The organism is Streptomyces sp. NPDC056948 (assembly GCF_042674225.1).
Lineage (GTDB): Bacteria > Actinomycetota > Actinomycetes > Streptomycetales > Streptomycetaceae > Streptomyces > Streptomyces purpurascens.
Genome location: NZ_JBHUQX010000007.1, coordinates 34,497 through 52,578, shown reverse-complemented (window position 1 = coordinate 52,578; position 18,082 = coordinate 34,497). Strand labels below are relative to the sequence as shown.

The 18,082-nt window shown below is 72.1% G+C and carries 19 protein-coding genes; 15 read left to right on the top strand and 4 right to left on the bottom strand.

Annotated features, from left to right (window positions below; all coding sequences use genetic code 11):
* The 14 genes from ACFTZL_RS02105 to ACFTZL_RS02040 all read left to right on the top strand — a co-directional run.
* On the top strand, window positions 1–182 hold a 182-nt coding region (locus ACFTZL_RS02105; protein ID WP_382577103.1), incomplete at its 5' end, for a hypothetical protein.
* Window positions 183–192: 10 nt separating this feature from the next.
* Complete coding sequence (locus ACFTZL_RS02100) at window positions 193–1,713, top strand: right-handed parallel beta-helix repeat-containing protein (RefSeq protein WP_382577100.1); 1,521 nt, start codon at window positions 193–195, stop codon at window positions 1,711–1,713.
* Window position 1,714: 1 nt separating this feature from the next.
* Window positions 1,715–2,956: an O-antigen ligase domain-containing protein gene (locus ACFTZL_RS02095; protein WP_382577099.1), complete on the top strand. Its 1,242-nt coding sequence runs from the start codon at window positions 1,715–1,717 to the stop codon at window positions 2,954–2,956.
* Window positions 2,957–2,958: 2 nt separating this feature from the next.
* A complete protein-coding gene (locus tag ACFTZL_RS02090) occupies window positions 2,959–4,179 on the top strand; it encodes a glycosyltransferase (RefSeq protein WP_382577096.1) in 1,221 nt (406 codons plus the stop codon).
* Window positions 4,180–5,433 (top strand): class I SAM-dependent methyltransferase, encoded by a 1,254-nt coding sequence (locus tag ACFTZL_RS02085; protein WP_382577093.1) that lies wholly within the window; start codon window positions 4,180–4,182, stop codon window positions 5,431–5,433.
* Window positions 5,430–6,224 carry a glucose-1-phosphate cytidylyltransferase gene (locus ACFTZL_RS02080; RefSeq protein WP_382577090.1) on the top strand — a complete coding sequence of 265 codons (795 nt, stop codon included), beginning with the start codon at window positions 5,430–5,432 and terminating at the stop codon, window positions 6,222–6,224. Before ACFTZL_RS02085 ends, ACFTZL_RS02080 begins: the two co-directional genes overlap by 4 nt.
* Window positions 6,221–6,868 (top strand): PIG-L deacetylase family protein, encoded by a 648-nt coding sequence (locus ACFTZL_RS02075; RefSeq protein ID WP_382577088.1) that lies wholly within the window; start codon window positions 6,221–6,223, stop codon window positions 6,866–6,868. Before ACFTZL_RS02080 ends, ACFTZL_RS02075 begins: the two co-directional genes overlap by 4 nt.
* A gap of 3 nt (window positions 6,869–6,871) precedes the next feature.
* The gene (locus ACFTZL_RS02070) at window positions 6,872–7,897 is read left to right on the top strand and encodes an NAD-dependent epimerase/dehydratase family protein (RefSeq protein ID WP_382577086.1); all 1,026 of its coding nucleotides are present in this window, start codon (window positions 6,872–6,874) and stop codon (window positions 7,895–7,897) included.
* Complete coding sequence (locus ACFTZL_RS02065) at window positions 7,894–9,168, top strand: DUF4910 domain-containing protein (RefSeq protein WP_382577083.1); 1,275 nt, start codon at window positions 7,894–7,896, stop codon at window positions 9,166–9,168. The genes ACFTZL_RS02070 and ACFTZL_RS02065 overlap by 4 nt, the downstream gene beginning before the upstream one ends.
* Window positions 9,169–9,173: 5 nt before the next feature.
* Window positions 9,174–10,463: a hypothetical protein gene (locus ACFTZL_RS02060; RefSeq protein ID WP_382577081.1), complete on the top strand. Its 1,290-nt coding sequence runs from the start codon at window positions 9,174–9,176 to the stop codon at window positions 10,461–10,463.
* Entirely contained in the window at window positions 10,460–11,407 is a 948-nt protein-coding gene (locus tag ACFTZL_RS02055) for a glycosyltransferase family 2 protein (protein ID WP_382577080.1), read from the top strand. The genes ACFTZL_RS02060 and ACFTZL_RS02055 overlap by 4 nt, the downstream gene beginning before the upstream one ends.
* Complete coding sequence (locus ACFTZL_RS02050; RefSeq protein ID WP_382577078.1) at window positions 11,404–12,624, top strand: polysaccharide pyruvyl transferase family protein; 1,221 nt, start codon at window positions 11,404–11,406, stop codon at window positions 12,622–12,624. Before ACFTZL_RS02055 ends, ACFTZL_RS02050 begins: the two co-directional genes overlap by 4 nt.
* Window positions 12,621–13,172, top strand: coding sequence for a dTDP-4-dehydrorhamnose 3,5-epimerase (gene rfbC, locus ACFTZL_RS02045; protein WP_382577075.1), 552 nt, complete (start codon window positions 12,621–12,623; stop codon window positions 13,170–13,172). Before ACFTZL_RS02050 ends, rfbC begins: the two co-directional genes overlap by 4 nt.
* A gap of 7 nt (window positions 13,173–13,179) precedes the next feature.
* Window positions 13,180–14,505 carry a glutamate-1-semialdehyde 2,1-aminomutase gene (locus tag ACFTZL_RS02040; RefSeq protein ID WP_382577074.1) on the top strand — a complete coding sequence of 442 codons (1,326 nt, stop codon included), beginning with the start codon at window positions 13,180–13,182 and terminating at the stop codon, window positions 14,503–14,505.
* Between the two features lie 7 nt (window positions 14,506–14,512).
* Here ACFTZL_RS02040 and ACFTZL_RS02035 read toward each other — a convergent pair whose 3' ends face one another.
* Window positions 14,513–15,178, bottom strand: a complete 666-nt coding sequence (locus tag ACFTZL_RS02035) for a phosphatase PAP2 family protein (protein WP_382577072.1) — start codon at window positions 15,176–15,178, stop codon at window positions 14,513–14,515.
* A gap of 159 nt (window positions 15,179–15,337) precedes the next feature.
* Between ACFTZL_RS02035 and ACFTZL_RS02030 the strand changes: the two genes are divergently transcribed.
* Window positions 15,338–15,763, top strand: coding sequence for a GNAT family N-acetyltransferase (locus ACFTZL_RS02030; protein WP_382577070.1), 426 nt, complete (start codon window positions 15,338–15,340; stop codon window positions 15,761–15,763).
* Here the strand turns inward: ACFTZL_RS02030 and ACFTZL_RS02025 are convergent.
* The 3 genes from ACFTZL_RS02025 to ACFTZL_RS02015 all read right to left on the bottom strand — a co-directional run bounded on the left by ACFTZL_RS02025 (window position 15,760) and on the right by ACFTZL_RS02015 (window position 17,983).
* Window positions 15,760–16,317, bottom strand: coding sequence for a TetR/AcrR family transcriptional regulator (locus ACFTZL_RS02025; RefSeq protein ID WP_382577107.1), 558 nt, complete (start codon window positions 16,315–16,317; stop codon window positions 15,760–15,762). The two genes, ACFTZL_RS02030 and ACFTZL_RS02025, sit on opposite strands and share 4 nt — an antisense overlap.
* 78 nt (window positions 16,318–16,395) lie before the next feature.
* Window positions 16,396–17,787 (bottom strand): amidase, encoded by a 1,392-nt coding sequence (locus ACFTZL_RS02020; RefSeq protein WP_382577068.1) that lies wholly within the window; start codon window positions 17,785–17,787, stop codon window positions 16,396–16,398.
* A complete protein-coding gene (locus tag ACFTZL_RS02015; RefSeq protein ID WP_382577066.1) occupies window positions 17,774–17,983 on the bottom strand; it encodes a hypothetical protein in 210 nt (69 codons plus the stop codon). Before ACFTZL_RS02015 ends, ACFTZL_RS02020 begins: the two co-directional genes overlap by 14 nt.
* Between the last annotated feature and the right edge of the window lie 99 nt (window positions 17,984–18,082).

Genomic DNA, 18,082 nt, shown 5'->3' with positions numbered 1-18,082 from the left:
GCTCCGCCGTACTCGACCTGCCCGGGCAGTTGTCCTGGCGGGCGCATCGCGGTGAGAGCGACCCGCCGCTCGGCTGGTACTCGGCCGGCTTCGGACGCAAGGAACCCACCACCACGCTGGTCGGCACCGGCTTCGCCGACGGTGCGCAGGGGTTCACCACCGTCCTCAAGTTCCGCGGCTAGGGGGGCGCGCGTGGGGATCAAGTGGCGGCAGCGGGCGTTACCGGCGGCACCGCTGGTGCTGGCCCTGCTGGCGGCGACCGGGTGTGAGAGCGCGCCGGGCGCGCGGCCAGAGCCGACCGCCGTGCCGTCCACGTCCGTGGCCCGGGTGTGCGCCGAGCCCGCGGCCGGGCCGGTGAAGGCGCCGTCGGGCGCCGTGACGGTCGATCCCGCGGTGACCGGTGACCTGGCGGCGAAGACCAAGAGCAGCCCGGCGAACACCACGTTCTGGCTTCGACCGGGCACGCACAGGCTCGAGCCGGACCGCTACGCCCAGGTCATCCCCAAGAAGGGGAACCGCTACCTCGGCGCGCCGGGCGCGGTGCTCGACGGCCGGAAGACCAACCAGTACGCGTTCGGCGGCACCGCCCGCGACGTGACCATCCGCCATCTGACCGTGCAGGGTTTCGTCGCGCCGCACAACGAGGGCGTGGTCAACCATGACTCGGCCGACGGGTGGGTGATCGAGCACGCGACGATCCAGAACAACTCCGGCGCCGGGCTGATGGCCGGTGCCCGCCAACGGGTCCGCGCCAATTGCCTGCGCGGCAACGGGCAGTACGGCATGAACGCCTACAAGGCCGGCGGCCCCATCAGCGACCTGGTGGTCGAGGGCAACGAGATCGTGGGCAACAACACCGACGACTGGGAGCGGCGGCGGCAGGGCTGCGGCTGCACCGGAGGCGTCAAGTTCTGGGCCGTCGACGGCGCCGACGTGCGCGGCAACTGGGTGCACGACAACCGCGGAGCCGGGTTGTGGGCGGACACCAACAACAACGACTTCCGCATCGAGGACAACGTGCTCGAGGCCAACGACGGTGCCGCGCTGATCTACGAGACCAGCTACAACGCGGTCATCCGGAAGAACACGATCCGGCGCAACAATCGGGTCGAGGGCCGCAGGTACGCCGACCGCGGCGACAACTTTCCGTTCGCGACGATCTACCTGTCCGAGTCCGGCGGCGAACCTCGCATCCGAGCCCGGACGAACAAGATCGAGGTCTACCGGAACGTGCTGGAGAACAACTGGTCCGGCATCACCCTGTGGGAGAACGCCGACCGGTTCTGCAACAGCCCGGCCAACACCTCGTCCGGTGACTGCACGTTGCTGGTGAAGGACACCGACCGCTGCGCACGGCCGGCGATCGCCACCGCACCGCTCTACGCCGACTGCCGGTGGAAGACCCAGCGGGTGGACATCCACCACAACCGTTTCGTACTGGACACCTCCGTCGTCGAGTGCACCGTGAAGTGCGACCGCATGGCGGTGCTGGCCAACTACGGCACCTATCCGGACTGGTCGCCCTACCAGGGCGAGCGGGTGGCCGAGGCGATCACCGGCGAGCAGCACAACCGCTGGCACGACAACGTCTACGTCGGACCATGGAAGTTCGTCGCCCACGACCCGAGCCGGGTGCTCGACTTCGGGCAGTGGCAGGCCACGCCGTACCGGCAGGACGCGGGCAGCACCTTCCGCGCACAGGACGGTGGTTGAGATGAGCCCAGACCACACGGACCACACGTCGAAGATCGTCGGTACGGCCTGGGGACTGCTCATCCTCAACACGCTCGGCTCCGCCGGGGCGAAGACCATCGTCCCGCTGCCCCGCTCCCTCATCCAGATGGTCACCATGGGCGCGCTGGCCGCCGCGTTCGCGCTGGCGCTCGCCGTCAATCTCCGGCTGCGCGTCCGGGCCAGTGCCTTCGTCTTCCTGCTCACCTTGCTGCTGGTGCCGAGCGTGATCTCCAGCGCGAACCTGGAGTCCGGGTTCGGCGCGCTGTTCCGCTGCGCCCGGCTGGCTCTCTTCGTCGGCACGCTGTGGCTGCTCAGCCGCTGGTGGGACGGCGGCCTGACGTTCGTACGGCACCACATCCGGATCTACTTCGCGGTGCTCGGGTCGGTGGCCGCCGGCCTGGTCATCTCACCGGGCGCGGCCATGCCCGAGCTCTACGGCGGGCGGCTGGTCGGCGCGTTGTGGCCGCTCACCCCGCCGCAGATCGGACAGTACGCCGCGGTGATCATCGGGCTCACCGTGCTGCTGGTTCTGGGCCGCCGGACCGACCGGGGCAGCGCGGCGGTGGTCATCGTGCCGGCGCTCGTCCTGCTCGCGCTGACCCATACCCGGACGGCCACACTCGGCCTGTTCATCGGGCTGGCGCTGGCGATCGGCTCGCTCGTCCTGACCAGTGCCGCCGCCCGCCGGTTCTTCGCCTGGGCGGTGCTGTGCGCCGCCGTGGCCGCGGTGGGGTTCGGCTCCGCGCTGCAGGCGTGGTTCCTGCGCGGGCAGAGCCAGGAGAACTTCACCAGCCTCACCGGCCGGGCCAAGGTCTGGGACGCCCTGCTGGCGGCGCCCCGGTCGACCTCGGAGTACCTGTTCGGCGCGGGCCTGGGCGACAAGTCGTTCGGCGGGCTGCCGATCGACAACAGCTGGCTGGCCGTTTACCACGAGCAGGGTCTGACCGGCGTCTCCCTGGTGGCGGCGATCATCATCGTGCTGGGCGGCGTCGCGTTGCTGCGGCCACCGTCCCTGCAGAGGGCCTGCGCGATCTTCCTGATCAGCTACTGCGCGATCGCGTCGTACACCGAGGCCGGTCTGGGCGACGCCTCGCCGTATCTGCTGCATCTGGCCGTGGCCGCCTCGCTGCTGGCGGCACCTGCCGCGACCACTCCCCTCTCCAAGCCCGAAGCCCCTCGACGACCCGTCCCGCGATGGGCCCAGAGATCGGAGGTGACCTGAGCATGCACGTTCTCGTGGTGCACAACCGCTACGCCTCGGCGCAGCCGAGCGGGGAGAACAAGGTCGTCGACCAGGAGGTGGCGCTGCTGCGCGGGGCCGGCCACCGGGTCGAGGTGTTCGAGCGGCGCAGTGACGACATCGCCGCCCGGTCCCTGCTGGGCAAGGCCGCGATACCGCTCCTTGTGCCGTGGAACCCGGCGGTCCGCGCGGAGCTCGCCGCCAAGCTGCGCACCGAGCGACCGGACGTGGTGCACGTCCACAACGTCTTCCCGCTCCTGTCGCCGGCGGTGCTGGCCGCCTGCGCCGACGCCGGCGTGCCCGCCGTCGCCACGCTGCACAACTACACCCAGGTCTGCCCGCCCGGCACGCTGCAGCGGGACGGCCGCCCGTGCACCGAGTGCGTCGGGTCCGCACCGCTGCCCGCCGTCCGGCACGGCTGCTACCGGAGCTCCCGGCTGGCGACGGTGCCGCTCGCGGTCAGCATGTCGGTCAACCGGCGGCGCTGGTGGTCCGGCGTGGAGCGGTTCTTCTGTATCTCCGCGGCGCAGCGCGACGTCCTGGTGGGGGCCGGCATGCCGGCCGAGCGGCTGGCGGTGAAGCACAACTTCGTGCCGGATCCGGGCACTTGCCGCGAGGGCGCCGGCGAGCATCTGCTCTTTCTCGGCCGGCTCGCGGAGGCCAAGGGCGTGCGGCTGCTGATGGCCGCCTGGGACGAGATCGCCGCGGACGGCGGTGTGGGTGTGCCGCTCGTGATCGCCGGCGCGGGGCCACTGGAGCCGGAGGTGACCGCCTGGGCGGCGGGCCGGGACGACGTGCGCTACGTCGGCCTGTACGACACGGCGGAGTGCCGGAAGGCCGTCGCGCGTGCCGTCGCCGTGGTGGCTCCCTCGACGTGGCTCGAGGCGTTCGGCCTGGTGGTCGTGGAGGCGATGGCGGCGGGGGTCCCGACCGTCGCCGCCGGTCACGGCGCCTTCGTCGAACTCGTCGAGGACGGGGTGACCGGGCTGCTGCACCGGCCGGGCGACACCGCCTCGCTCGCGGATCGCCTACGCCGGATCACGGCGGAGCGAGCCCGTAACCAGGAGATGGGCCGGGCGGCCCGGCGCCGGTACGAGCAGGGCTTCAGCCCGGCCGTCGGCCTCGAGCGCTTGGTGGAGGGGTACCGCACCGCGATCGCGGGTCGGTCGGAATCAATCGGGGACCGAATCAATGGGGGGCAGTAAATGACACGATGCAGACTCTGCGGCTCGGCGACGCTGGCGAGCGTCGTCGATCTCGGGGCGACGCCACCGTGCGAGAGCTTTCTCGCCGCGGACCAACTGGACCAGCCGGAGCCCGCTTACCCGCTGCACCTGCGGGTCTGCACCGACTGCTGGCTGGCGCAGATCCCTCCGCTGATCACGCCGGAGGAGACGTTCAAGGAGTACGCGTACTTCTCCTCGTACTCGACCTCCTGGGTGGAGCACGCGCGCACGTTCGTCGCCGACGCCGTACAGCGGGTGGGGCTCGGCACCGAGGGCACCGACGGCTCCGAGGCCTTCGTGGTCGAAGTCGCGAGCAACGACGGGTACTTGCTGAAGCACGTGGTGGACCGGGGTATCCGCTGCCTCGGCATCGAGCCGTCGGTCAACGTCGGCGCCGCGGCGCGGGACGCGGGCGTGCCCACGCTCACGGAGTTCCTGTCCCCGGAAACCGGCTCGGCCGTCCGCGCCGAGCACGGCCCGGCGGACCTGGTCGTGGCCAACAACGTGTACGCGCACATCCCCGACGTGGTCGGGTTCACCGAGGGGCTGCGCGCCCTGGTCGCCGACGACGGCTGGGTCTCCATCGAGGTGCAGCACCTGCTGACCCTGATCGAGGAGAACCAGTACGACACGATCTACCACGAGCACTTCCAGTACTACACGGTCGCGTCCGCGATCCGAGCCCTCGCGAGCGGCGGACTCGCGCTCGTGGACGTCGAGTTGCTGCCCACGCACGGCGGCTCCATCCGGCTGTGGGCGCGGCCGGCCGAGGTGGCCGGCGAGCCGACGCAGCGGGTGGCCGACGTGCTGGCCCGGGAGAAGGCCGCCGGGCTGCAGGAGCTGTCCGGGTACACCGAGTTCTCCGCACGGGTGGCCAAGGTGCGCCGGGACCTGCTGCGGTTCCTCATCGAGGCGGCCGAGCGCGGCGAGACGGTCGTCGGCTACGGCGCCCCGGGCAAGGGCAACACCCTGCTCAACCACTGCGGCATCCGGCCCGACCTGCTCCCGTACACGGTCGACCGGAACCCGTACAAGCACGGCAGGTACACCCCGGGCACCCGCGTCCCGATCCTGCCGCCCGAGCAGATAGCCGCCGACAAGCCGGACTACGTCCTCGTCCTCCCGTGGAATCTGCGGGCCGAGCTGGTCGAGCAACTGTCCTTCGTGCACGACTGGGGCGGCCGGCTGGTCTTTCCCATCCCGGAACTGAGCATTGTCGAGGTCGAGGCATGAAGGTCGTTCTGTTCTGCGGCGGTTATGGGATGCGGATGCGCAACGGAACGTCCGACGACGTGCCCAAGCCGATGGCGATGGTCGGCCCGCGACCGCTGATCTGGCATGTGATGCGCTACTACGCGCACTACGGGCACACGGAGTTCATCCTGTGCCTCGGGTACGGGGCGCACCACATCAAGGACTTCTTCCTCAACTACGAGGAGACGACGTCCAACGACTTCGTGCTGCGCGGCGGGCGGACCGAGCTGCTGTCCACCGACATCGCCGACTGGACGATCACATTCGCGCAGACCGGCATCGAGTCACCGATCGGGGAGCGGCTGCGCCGGGTGCGGCACCATCTGGACGGCGACGAGATGTTCCTCGCCAACTACGCCGACGTGCTCACCGATGCCCCGCTGCCGGAGATGATCGACCGGTTCTCCCGGCGCGACGCCGGCGCGTCGATGATGGTGGTGCCGCCGCAGTCGTCGTTCCACTGCGTGGACCTGGGCGAGGACGGCCTGGTGGGGGGCATCACCGCGGTGAGCGACATGCCGCTGTGGGAGAACGGCGGCTACTTCGTGCTCCGCCAGGAGGTCTTCGACCACATCCCGGAGAACGGGGACCTGGTCGCCGACGGATGCGCCCAACTGGCCAAGCAGGGACGGCTGGTGGCGCATCAGCACCGCGGGTTCTGGAAGCCGACCGACACCGTGAAGGAGCGGGCCGCGCTCGACGACGCCTACGCCCGGGGCGACCGCCCGTGGGCCGTGTGGGAACGGGAAAGCGCCGGGGTGCGGGCGTGATCCGGCTCGGGGCCGGGCCCCTGGACCGGATCGTCGCGGTCGGCGCGCACTGCGACGACATCGCCATCGGCGCCGGCGGCACGCTGCTGACGCTGTGCCTCGCGCGGCCGGGTATCCGCGTCGACGCGCTGGTGCTCTCCGGCGGCGGCACCGACCGGGAGCAGGAGGAGCGGGCCGCGCTCGCCGCCTTCTGCCCGGGCGCCGACCTGCGGCTGACCGTGCTCAAGCTGCCGGACGGGCGGATGCCCGCGCACTGGGAGGAGGCCAAGGCCGCGGTCGAGGAGCTGCGTGGGCAGACCGAGCCGGATCTCGTCCTTGCCCCGCGCACCGATGACGCGCACCAGGATCACCGCGGCCTGGCCAAGCTGCTTCCCACCGCGTTCCGCGACCACATGGTCCTCGGCTACGAGATCGTCAAGTGGGACGGCGATCTCGGCCGTCCGTCGGCGTACCAGCCGCTGTCGCCGGAGACCGCCGAACAAAAGGTGCGGCTGCTGCAGGAGCACTACCCCTCGCAGCGGCACCGGCCCTGGTACGACCGGGAGGCCTTCCTCGGTCTCGCCCGGATCCGCGGCATCGAATGCCACGAGCGCTACGCCGAGGCGTTCGCCGTCACCAAACTCACTCTCGACCTGGGGGAATGAACCTTGCGCGTACTGCTGACCGGACATCAGGGCTACCTGGGCACCGTGATGGCCCCGGTCCTCACCGCCGCCGGACACGAAGTCGTCGGCCTTGACGCCGGCCTGTTCGCCGACTGCGTCCTCGGCCCGCCGCCCGCGGACCCGTCCGGGCATCGGGTGGACCTGCGCGACGTCACGGCCGACCACGTGGCCGGCGTGGACGCCGTGATCCACCTCGCCGCGCTGTCCAACGACCCGCTGGGATCGCTGGCGCCGGAGCTCACCTACGACATCAACCACCACGCCTCCGTACGCCTCGCCCGGCTGGCCCGCGACGCCGGAGTGGGGCGCTTCCTGTACGCGTCGACCTGCTCGGTGTACGGCGCCGCGGGCGGTGACGACCTGGTGGGCGAGGACGCCCCGCTGCGCCCGGTGACGCCGTACGCGGAGTCCAAGGTGCGGGTGGAGGACGACCTGCACGCGCTGGCCGACGGCGACTTCAGCCCGGTGTTCATGCGCAACGCCACCGCCTTCGGCTACTCGCCCCGGCTGCGCGCCGACATCGTCCTGAACAACCTGGTGGGCCACGCGCTCCTGTCCGGCGAGGTGCTGGTGCTCTCCGACGGCACCCCCTGGCGCCCGCTGGTGCACGCCGCCGACATCGCACGGGCCTTCACGGCCGCGCTGACCGCGCCGCGCGAAGCAGTGCACGACAGGGCGTTCAACATCGGCAGCGAGATCAACAACGTCACGGTCGCCGAGATCGCCGAGCAGGTCGCGGAGGCGGTGTCCGGCTCGAAGGTCAGGATCACCGGGGAGACCGGTGCCGATCCGCGGTCGTACCGGGTGGACTTCTCCCGGTTCCGTACCGCGATCCCCGGCTTCGACTGCGAGTGGACGGTGAAGCAGGGCGCGCTCGACCTCGCCGACGCCTACCGCGAACACGGGCTGACCCGGGAGGACTTCGAGCGGCGCTTCACCCGGCTGGCCGTGCTGCGCGCCGCCTCCGACGCCGGCGCCGTCGACGACACCCTGCGGTGGCGCCGATGACCGCAGTCGGCGAAGAGATGCACGCCCTGGTGGAGCGGCTGTACCCGCTCTGCCGGAGCATCACCGGCGACGGTGTGCGCGCCACCCTGGAGATCGTCGGCGAGTACGTCCCGCTCCAGGTGCACGAGGTGCCGACCGGGACGCAGGTGCTCGACTGGACGGTGCCGCAGGAGTGGAACATCCGGGACGCGTACATCGCCGACACCGCGGGCGACCGGGTCGTCGACTTCGCCGCGTCCAGCCTGCACGTGCTCGGCTACAGCGTGCCGGTGTCGACGACCATGCCGCTCGCCGAGCTGCGCGAACATCTGCACACCCTGCCGGAGCACCCGAGTTGGGTGCCGTACCGCACCAGCTACTACAAGCCGGAATGGGGCTTCTGCCTGTCCCAGGAGACCCTGGACGCGCTGCCGGACGGCGACTACGAGGTGTGCGTCGACTCCACGCTCGCGGACGGCCACCTCACCTACGCCGAGCACGTGGTCCCCGGGCAGGTCGCCGACGAGGTGATCGTCTCCTGCCACGTCTGCCACCCGTCGCTGGCCAACGACAACCTGGCCGGCATCGCGGTGGCGACGTTCCTGGCCCGGGCGCTGGCGGAGGAGAAGCCGTACTACACCTACCGGTTCATCTACGCGCCCGGCACCATCGGGGCGATCACCTGGCTGGCCCGCAACGCGGAGCGGATCGAGCGGGTCAAGCACGGCCTCGTGCTGGCCTGCGCCGGTGACTCGGGCCGACTGACGTACAAGCAGAGCAGGCGCGGCGACGCGGAGATCGACCGGGTGATGCGGCATGTGCTGACGGCCTCCGAACGCCCGCACCACATCACCGAGTTCACTCCGTACGGCTACGACGAGCGGCAGTTCTGTTCGCCCGGGTTCGATCTCGGCGTGGGCTCGCTCAGCCGGACCCCGTACGCCGGGTACCCCGAGTACCACACCTCGGCGGACAACCCGCACTTCGTCTCCCCGGAGGCGATGGCGGACACGCTCGCCGTGTGCCGCGAGGCGTTCGCCGTGCTGGACCGCAACCGGCGGTACGTCAACCTCAGCCCCTACGGCGAACCACAGCTCGGCCGACGCGGGTTGTACGACTCGCTCGGCGGCCGCAGCGACGCGAAGCAGGCCCAGCTGGCCATGCTCTGGGTGCTGAGCCTCTCCGAGGGCGAGCACAGTCTGCTGGACGTCGCCGAGCGGTCCGGGCTGCCGTTCGACACCGTCGCCGCCGCGGCCGGCGCCCTGCACGGCGCCGGGCTGATCAAGGCGTGACACGGATGACCACCGAGGAGGAGAAAGCGACGGCACCGGCCGGATCCGCCCGGCGTGCCTTCGCCGGCCGGCTGTCCTGGGGACTGGCCGACCAGGCGGCCTCCAGCATCAGCAACTTCGCGGTGGGGATCTACGTGGCGCGCTCGCTGGGAGTGACCGCGTTCGGCGTCTTCAGCCTCGCCTGGGTGACGTACGGCGTGGTGCTCAACGTCTCCCGCGGCCTTGCCACCGACCCGCTCGTGGTGCGTTTCAGCGGCGTGCCGGACGCGTCCTGGCGCGGGGCGGTGGCCCGGTCGTCGGGTACCGCGCTCGGCGTCGGTACCGCCATCGGTGCGGCGTGTCTGGTGGCCGGCCTCGCTCTCGGCGGCCGCGTGGGGCCCGCGTTCGCCTGTCTCGGCGTCATGCTGCCGGGGCTGCTGCTCCAGGACGCCTGGCGGTACTCGTTCTTCGCCGCGGGCATCGGGCGGAAGGCGTTCGTCAACGACCTCGTGTGGGGCGTCGCGCTCGTCCCGGCCATGGTGGTGGCGGCCCGCGTGGGCAGCGTGGCCGCCTTCGTGCTCGCCTGGGGCGCGTCCGCCACGGTGGCCGCCGGGTACGGCTACGTCCAGTCCGGCATCCGGCCCCGGATGACCCGGGCACGCGCGTGGCTTCGCGAGCAACGCGACCTCGGCTATCGCTACCTGGTCGAGAACGTCAGCCTCAGCGGCGCGAGCCAGTTGCGGGCGTACGGGCTCGGCGCGATCGTCGGGGTCGGCGCGGTGGGTGCGGTCCGGGGCGCCGAGCTCCTGCTCGGCCCGTTCCTCGCCGTGCTGATGGGTCTCTCGCTGGTCACCGTCGCGGAGGCGGCACGGGTGCTGCGACGGGCCCCGCACCGCCTCGGAAAATTCTGCCTGCTGCTGGGAGGCGGGCAGGCCGTCGCCGCGCTGCTCTGGGGCGGGGCGCTGCTCCTGATGCCGGACCGGCTCGGCGAGCTCGTGCTCGGCGACGTCTGGCACTCCGCCGCACAGCTCATCGTGCCGGTCACCCTCGGCGTCGCGGGCGCCGGCCTCGGCACCGGCGCGGCGGCCGGGCTGCGCGCGCTCGCCGCGGCCCGGCGCAGCCTGCGCTGCCAGCTTTTCGCCTCCGCCTGCTACGTGGCGGGCGGGCTCGGCGGGGCGGCCCTGGCCGGCACGGTCGGCTCGGCCTGGGGCGTCGCCGCCGCGACCCTCGCCGCCTCCGCCGTGTGGTGGCTGCAGTTGCGCTCCGCCCTGCGCGAGCACCACCGGAACCCCATCTCCGAAGTGAGGACGCCATGACCGCCCGACCCAGGCTGAGCATCGGCCTGCCCGTGTACAACGGCGAGGAGTACCTCGCCGAATCGCTCGACGCCCTGCTCGGCCAGACCTACGAGGACTTCGAGCTGGTCATCTCCGACAACGCCTCGACGGACGGGACCGAGGACATCTGCCGCAAGTACGCCGCGCAGGACTCGCGCATCCGGTACATCCGGCTGCTTCGGAACATCGGCGCCGCGCCGAACCACAACTACGTGTTCACCGAGTGCCGCGGCGAACTGTTCAAGTGGGCCTCGCACGACGACCTCTACGCCCGGGACCTGCTGCGGCGCTGCGTGGCGGCGCTGGACGCGCGGCCGGACGTGGTCCTCGCGCACTCCGACCAGGCGGTCATCGACGGCGAAGGGCAGGTGAAGGTCCCGTACGAGTACGGGCTTGCCACCGCCTCCCCGCACGCGCCGGAGCGTTTCCGAAGCTTCCTGTTCGAGCCCGGTGGCGACGACTTCTACGGGGTGATGCGTGCCGACATGCTGCGCCGGGTGAAGCCGCACGACAGCTATCACCACGCGGACCGGACGTTCGTCGCCGAGATCGTCCTGCACGGCCCCTTCCACCAGGTGCCGGAACTCTTGTACTTCCGCCGCGACCACCCCACCCGCGCCGAGCGGGCGAACCCTTCCAAGCGCTCCCGGTGCGTCAACCTGGACCCGCGCCGGGCAGGCCCGCTGCACCCGACGCCGCGGCTGCTCGCCGAGTACGTCTGGGGCTTCGCCTCGGCGATTCAGCGGGCGCCGCTCTCCGCGGCCGACCGGCGCGCCTGCTACCGCCACCTCGCCGCCTGGATGACCAGCCGGGTGCGGCCGGGCGCCGGCGAGCGGGTCGAGGACCGCGCCCCGGTCGACCCGGCCAAGCTCACCGTCTCCGTCGACGACCTCGTCGCAGGACGCGAGGGGCGGCAGACATGAGAACTCCCGTACGCGTCGGGGTGTTCGGTCTGCTCGGCTCCGGCAACCTCGGCAACGACGGGTCGCTCGAGGCCGTGCTCGGGTACCTCCGCGCCGAGCACCCGGACGCGGTCGTGGACGCGCTGTGCGGCGGGCCCGAGGTCGTCACGGCCCGGTACGGGATCCGCGCGACGCGGCTGCACTGGTACCGCGGGGAGTACCGGACGGCGTCGCGGGCGGGCGCGATCGCGGGCAAGGGCCTGGGCAAACTCGTCGACGTCTTCCGCACCGCCGCCTGGGTGCGCCGGCACGACGTGGTGATCGTGCCGGGCATGGGCGTCCTGGAGGCCACGCTGCCGCTGCGGCCGTGGGGTTTCCCGTACTCCCTGTTCCTGCTCTGCGCGAGTGGCCGGCTGGTCGGCACCCGGGTCGCGCTGGTCGGCGTCGGCGCTGCCCCGATCCGCGACCGGCCGACCCGGGCCCTGGTGCGCTGGTCGGCTCGGCTGGCCGCCTACCGGTCGTACCGTGACACCCGATCCCGCGACTCGATGCGGGAGATGGGCGTGGACACCGCACGCGACGAGGTCTACCCGGACCTCGCCTTCGCCCTGCCGACGCCACGGGCGAGCACTCCCCCGGATCCGGCAGGTCCGGTCTGCGTAGGCGTCATGGACTTCCACGGCGGCAACGACGACCGCGCCCGGGCCGAGGAGATCCACCGGCGCTACCTCGACGGGACGACCCGCTTCGTTCGCGCCCTGGTCGAGGACGGCAGGCAGGTCCGGCTGCTCACCGGCGACGAGTGCGACGCGCCGGTGGTCGCCGCGATCCTCGACGCGGTGGACTCGCCGCTGGTCACCGCCGCCGAGGCGGCCTCGCTGGCCGACCTGATGAAGGAGACGGCGGCTGCCGGCACCGTGGTGGCGACCCGGTACCACAACCTGATCTGCGCGCTGAAGGTCGGCACGCCGACGCTCGCACTCAGCTACGCGGCGAAGAGCGACGCGCTCATGGATCGGATGGGCCTTGCCGCGTACTGCCACCCGGCTCGCGAGGTCGACGCCGACCGGCTGCTCGAACAGTTCCGGGCGCTGGAGCGGCGATCGGCGGAGCTGCGGCGGACCCTCGCCGAGCGGAACGTGGTGGCCGCCCGGCAACTCGAGGACCAGTTCGACGCCTTGACCGCCGCCCTCATCCCGGCGGCCGACCACGCTCACGCCCGGCAGGAGGCTTCATGAAAGCGACCGCAGTCCCGGAGATCGCCGGCGCGTACCTGTTCGAGCCGACCCCGTACGCCGACGAACGCGGTTTCTTCTGCCGCACCTTCGACGCCGACGTGGTCCGCTCGGTGGGCCTCGACCCGGACGCCTTCATCCAGGACAGCGTGTCCCGCTCGGTCCGGGGCGTGCTGCGCGGTCTGCACCTGCGCTCCGGCGCCGGCGAGGCCAAGCTGGTGCGGTGCTCGTACGGGAGGATCTTCGACGTCGTCGTGGACCTGCGGACGGACTCGCCGACCTACCGCAACACGGCCTCCTTCGAGCTGTCCGGCGAGACGCAGGTGACCCTGTACATCCCGGCGGGGTGCGCGCACGGCTTCCAGGCGCTGACCGAGACCGCCGACACCTCGTACCGGATCGACCGCCCGCACGATCCGGCCGAGGACGTGACGATCGCCTTCGACGACCCGGAGCTCGCCATTCCCTGGCCGCTGCCGCCCACCTCGATGTCCCAGCGGGACCGGGAGGCACCGGGACTCGCCGAGGCCCTGAAGCAGAAAGAGAGCTGAAGTCAGCGTGGACACCGAAGAGTTCCGCCTCCCCCGGTCGCGGCTGGCGAACGAGCGGCTGCACGCCCTGATCCCCGGGGGCGCGCACACCTACGCCAAGGGCGACGACCAGTACCCCGAGGACCTGGCCCCGGTCATCAGCCACGGCCGCGGTGCCCATGTGTGGGACGTCGACGGCAACCGCTACATCGAGTACGGCTCCGGCCTGCGGTCGGTCAGCCTCGGCCACGCCCACCCACGCGTGACCGAGGCGGTGCGGCGGGAGCTCGACCGCGGCAGCAACTTCGTCCGGCCGTCCATCGTGGAGGTCGAGGCCGCGGAACGCTTCCTGGCCACGGTGCCGACCGCCAAGATGGTGAAGTTCGCGAAGAACGGCTCCGACGCGACGACCGCCGCGGTGCGGCTCGCCCGCGCCGCCACCGGGCGCACGCGGGTGGCCCTCTGCGCCGACCATCCGTTCTTCTCCGTCGACGACTGGTTCATCGGCACCACACCGATGTCCGCCGGCATTCCGACCGCTACCACCGACCTCACCGTGGCGTTCCCCTATGGGGACCTGGCCGCCACGGAGGAGCTGCTCACCCGGTATCAGGACGAGGTCGCCTGCCTGATCCTCGAACCCGCCACCCACACCGAGCCGCCGCCCGGATACCTCGCCGGACTGCGCGAGCTGGCCGACCGGCACGGCTGCGTACTGATCTTCGACGAGATGATCACCGGCCTCCGGTGGTCCGAGGCGGGCGCCCAGGGCCTGTACGGCGTCGTCCCCGACCTCTCCACGTTCGGCAAGGCGCTGGGCAACGGGTTCGCCGTCTCCGCCCTGGCCGGGCGCCGCGATCTGATGGAGCGGGGCGGGCTGCGGCACTCCGGCGAGCGCGTGTTCCTGCTGTCCACCACGCACGGCGCGGAAACGCACTCGCTGGCCGCCGCGATGGCTGTGCAGGCCACCTACGTCGAGGAGGGCGTCACCGCGCGGCTGCACGCCCTCGGCGAGCGGCTGGCCGCCGGTGTCCGCGAGGCCGCGGCCGGCATGGGCGTCGGCGACCACGTCGTCGTCCGGGGCCGGGCCAGCAACCTGGTCTTCGCCACCCTCGACGAGAACCGTCAGCCGTCTCAGGAGTACCGCACCCTGTTCCTGCGGCGGCTCCTCGCGGGCGGGGTGCTGGCCCCGTCGTTCGTGGTGAGCAGCGCGCTCGACGACGCCGACATCGATCACACCGTCGAGGTGGTGGCCGAGGCGTGTGCGGTGTACCGGAAGGCACTTGACGCCGGCGACCCCACCCCCTGGCTGGCCGGGCGGCCGGTGAGGCCGGTGTTCCGCCGCTTGGCGTGACGTGACGTCAGCGGCGCCGCTGCCCACCGGCGTCGGCCGTCCGGTCGACCAGCCACGCGGTCGCCGGTACCACCGCCAGCGCGGTGCACCAGCCGCCGAGGGTGTCGGTCGGGTAGTGCGCGCCGAGGGCGACCTGCGCCCATCCCATGGCGCCGCCGGCGACCAGCGCCGCGGCGAGCACGAGCACCGTGCCGGCCGTCCTGCCGAGGCCGAGCCGGCCGGTCGCGAGCAGCGCCACCACGAGGGCGACCGCGGTGAGGAAGGCGGTGTGCCCGCTCGGATAGGACAGGTTGCCGTCGCCGTGGATGGTGCGTCCCACCAGAGACTTGAGCAGCGTGGTCGTCCCCACGGTCAGGCCGGCGCCGGCGACGACGAGCACCGCCGCGCGAAAAAGTCGAAGCAGCAGGCAGCCGGTCACGATGGCCACGACCAGCGCCGCCGCTCCCACGGGCTCCCCCAGGAAGTCCGTGGCCAGAGCGACGTGCCGCAACGGCGGCCGCACACTGTCCGCCGTCGGCTGGATGATCCACCTGTCCACCCTGCCGGGCTCGCTGTGGCCGGCGTACAGGCCCCCGAGCACGACGACCACCAGCCCGGCGAGGGCCGCGATCAACCCGAGCCACACGCGCAACGGTGGGGGCAGCACCGCGGGCACCGGCCGGTGGGCAGCCATGACCTCTGGGCGCCAACTCCCCACGAACGACCCCCCGTCGTGTCCGACTCGGCCCGCGCGGGTGCCGTCAGTCTCCGGTGGCCACCCTAACCAACAGGCGGTGTCCGGGTACTGAAACCCGATCGCCGGACAGGCCGGTGTTCTGCTTGGCTCGCCCCCATGAGCGATCTCCACATCCGCTGCGCGACCCTCTCGGACATCGACACCGTGCTCCGGTTCTGGCGCGAAGCCGCGGAAGGAACCAGCATCAGCGACGACCACGACGGAGTGGCCCGCCTCATCACGAGAGACCCCGAGGCCCTGATCCTCGCCGAGCGCGACGGTCTCCTCGCGGGAACCGTCATAGCCGGCTTCGACGGCTGGCGCTGCTCCGCCTACCGACTCGCCGTACACCCCGACCACCGCCGGCAAGGCATCGCCACCGCCCTGCTCGAAGCCACCGAACAGCGCTTCGCCGCCCTGGGCGGGCGACGCGTCGACGCCATGGTCCTCGAAGTCAACGAACAGGCCCACCACACCTGGGCCGCGGGCGGCTACCGGCGCGAGGACCACTGGCGGCGCTGGGTCAAGCCCCTCATCGGCTAGGGAGTGTCTCCGGCCGGGGCGAGGACCCCGGCCACGAGCCGCTGTGCGTAGGCGGCGTCGAGGCCGTCCGGCCGGAAGAGGATGCGGTACATCATGGGCGCGACGACCCGGTCGATCACCGTCTCGACGTCGGGTGTCCGCTCCCCGCGCCCGGCCGCGCGGGTGAGGACGAGGCCGATCTGCTCGGCGGCGTAGGCCGAGCACTGGCCGGCGTTGCCGCCGTCGGGGTCGCCGAGCAGGGCGTCGCGGATGTAGGCGCGGCCGGCGGGCGAGGCCATCTCGTCGAGGAACTGCTCGGCCCAGGCCGTGAGGTCGGCCGGCAGGGCCCCGTGATCCCCGGGCGTGGTGTCGGGCCGCAGACGCTCGACCGCCACGTCCGACAGCAGCACCTGCAGATCGCCCCAGCGGCGGTAGATCGTCGACGGCGTCACGCCCGCGCGTTGGGCGACCAGCGGCACCGTCAGGGCGTCCCGGCCCAGTTCCGAGGCGAGTTCGCGCACGGCGGCGTGCACCGATGCCTGGACCCGGGCGCTGCGGCCGCCGGGGCGCACCATCTGTCTGCTCACAGCCCCCACCTTAAAGCGAACCCTTTGCGTCTGGGACGGTGCTCATTCAGGCCGCCGGCGCGAGCTTCAGGCCGCCGGCGCGAGCTCGCGGGCGGGCCGGGTCTGCTCGTAGGCGTGACCGACCCGCAGGAGCAGCCTCTCGCCGAGCGGCCGGCCGAGGAGCTGCATGCCGATCGGCAGGCCCTCGGTGTCCTGGCCGACCGGTACGGACAGGGACGGCACGCCGGTGATGTTGGCGGGGGCGGAGAGCCGCACATAGGCGTCCGAGACGCCCTCGACGGTGCCGTCGGACCAGGTGATCGTCTCCTGGCCGGCTGGGACCGCGGTCGCGGGGAGGGTGGGGGCGGCGATCAGGTCGACCTCGCGCAGCAGGCTCGCCCACTCCTGCCGCATGAGGGTGCGAGAGCGCTGGGCCCGCAAGTAGTCGCCGGCGGGCATCAGTTCGCCGGCTTCCAGGAGGATGCGGACGTCGGCCTGGTAGAGCTCGGGGACCGTACGCAGGGTGCCCTCGTGATAGGCGGTGGCCTCGGGCACCATCAGGCCCCACAGGGTGGCCCGGATGTAGCGGGTCATGGGGATATCGACGTCGACGAGCCGGGCGCCGAGACTCCGGAGCCGGTCGATCGCGCTCCGGACGGCGGCTTCCACCTCCGCGTCGACGTGGTCGAAGTACCAGGTGCGCGGCACGCCGATCCGCAGTCCGCTCAGGTCGGTGCCCTCGGTCGGCCGGTGGTCCGCCGGCGGTGTGGTCAGGGAGGCGGGGTCGCGGGGGTCGTGGCCGGCCAGGGCGTCGAGGACCAGGCCCGCGTCCTCGACGGTGCGGGTGATCGGGCCGACGTGGTCCAGGGACCAGGACAGCGAGGTGACGCCGTGGCGCGGGACGAGGCCGTAGGTCGGCTTGAGGCCGACGACCCCGTTGAGCGCGGCGGGCACCCGGATGGATCCGCCGGTGTCGGTGCCCAGGGCGAAGGTGGCGGTGCCGGCGGCGACGGCGACCGCCGATCCGCCGCTGGAGCCGCCGGCGACCCGGTCGCGGTCCCAGGCGTTGCTGGTCTGCGGGGTGGTCAGCCCGTAGGCGAACTCGTGGGTGTGGGTCTTGCCGACCAGGACGGCTCCGGCCGCCGACAGACGCGCGGCGACGGTGCTGTCGGCGTGCGCGCGGTGGTCGGCCCTGACCCGTGAACTGGCCGACGTCGCCAGTCCGGCGGCGTCGATGAGGTCCTTCAGACCCATCGGGATGCCGTGCAGCGGACCGCGGTGCCGGCCGGCCGCGATGTCCTTCTCGGCTTCGAGCGCGGCCCGGCGGGTGTGCTCGGCGGTGACGGTGACATAGGCCCCGAGCCGCGGCTCCACCTCTTCGGCGCGCTCCAGCACGGAGTCCGCCAGCTCGACGGGGGAAAGCCGCCGCGCCCGGATCAGGTCGGCGGCGGCGCTGAGGGTCAGTTCATAGGGCTGCATCGTGGGCCTCCTGTGCCGCGCGGTAGGCGGGAGCGGGCGGGGTGTCGCCGAAGTCCAGCTCACGCAGGACGGCGACGACGGAGTGGATGTGGTCGGCGGTGGCCGCGACGGCGGCATGACGGTCGACGGGCAGGACGAGCCCGGCGCGGTGGGCCCAGCGGGCCGCTTCCGACGGCGTGAGTTCGGTGGAGGACATGGACTCCCCTGAGCTATAAAAGCTAACTGTTTGCATTAGTGGACTGTAGGACCTACGGTCGACTTAACGCAAACAGATAGCTTTAAGCGCGCGAGGAGA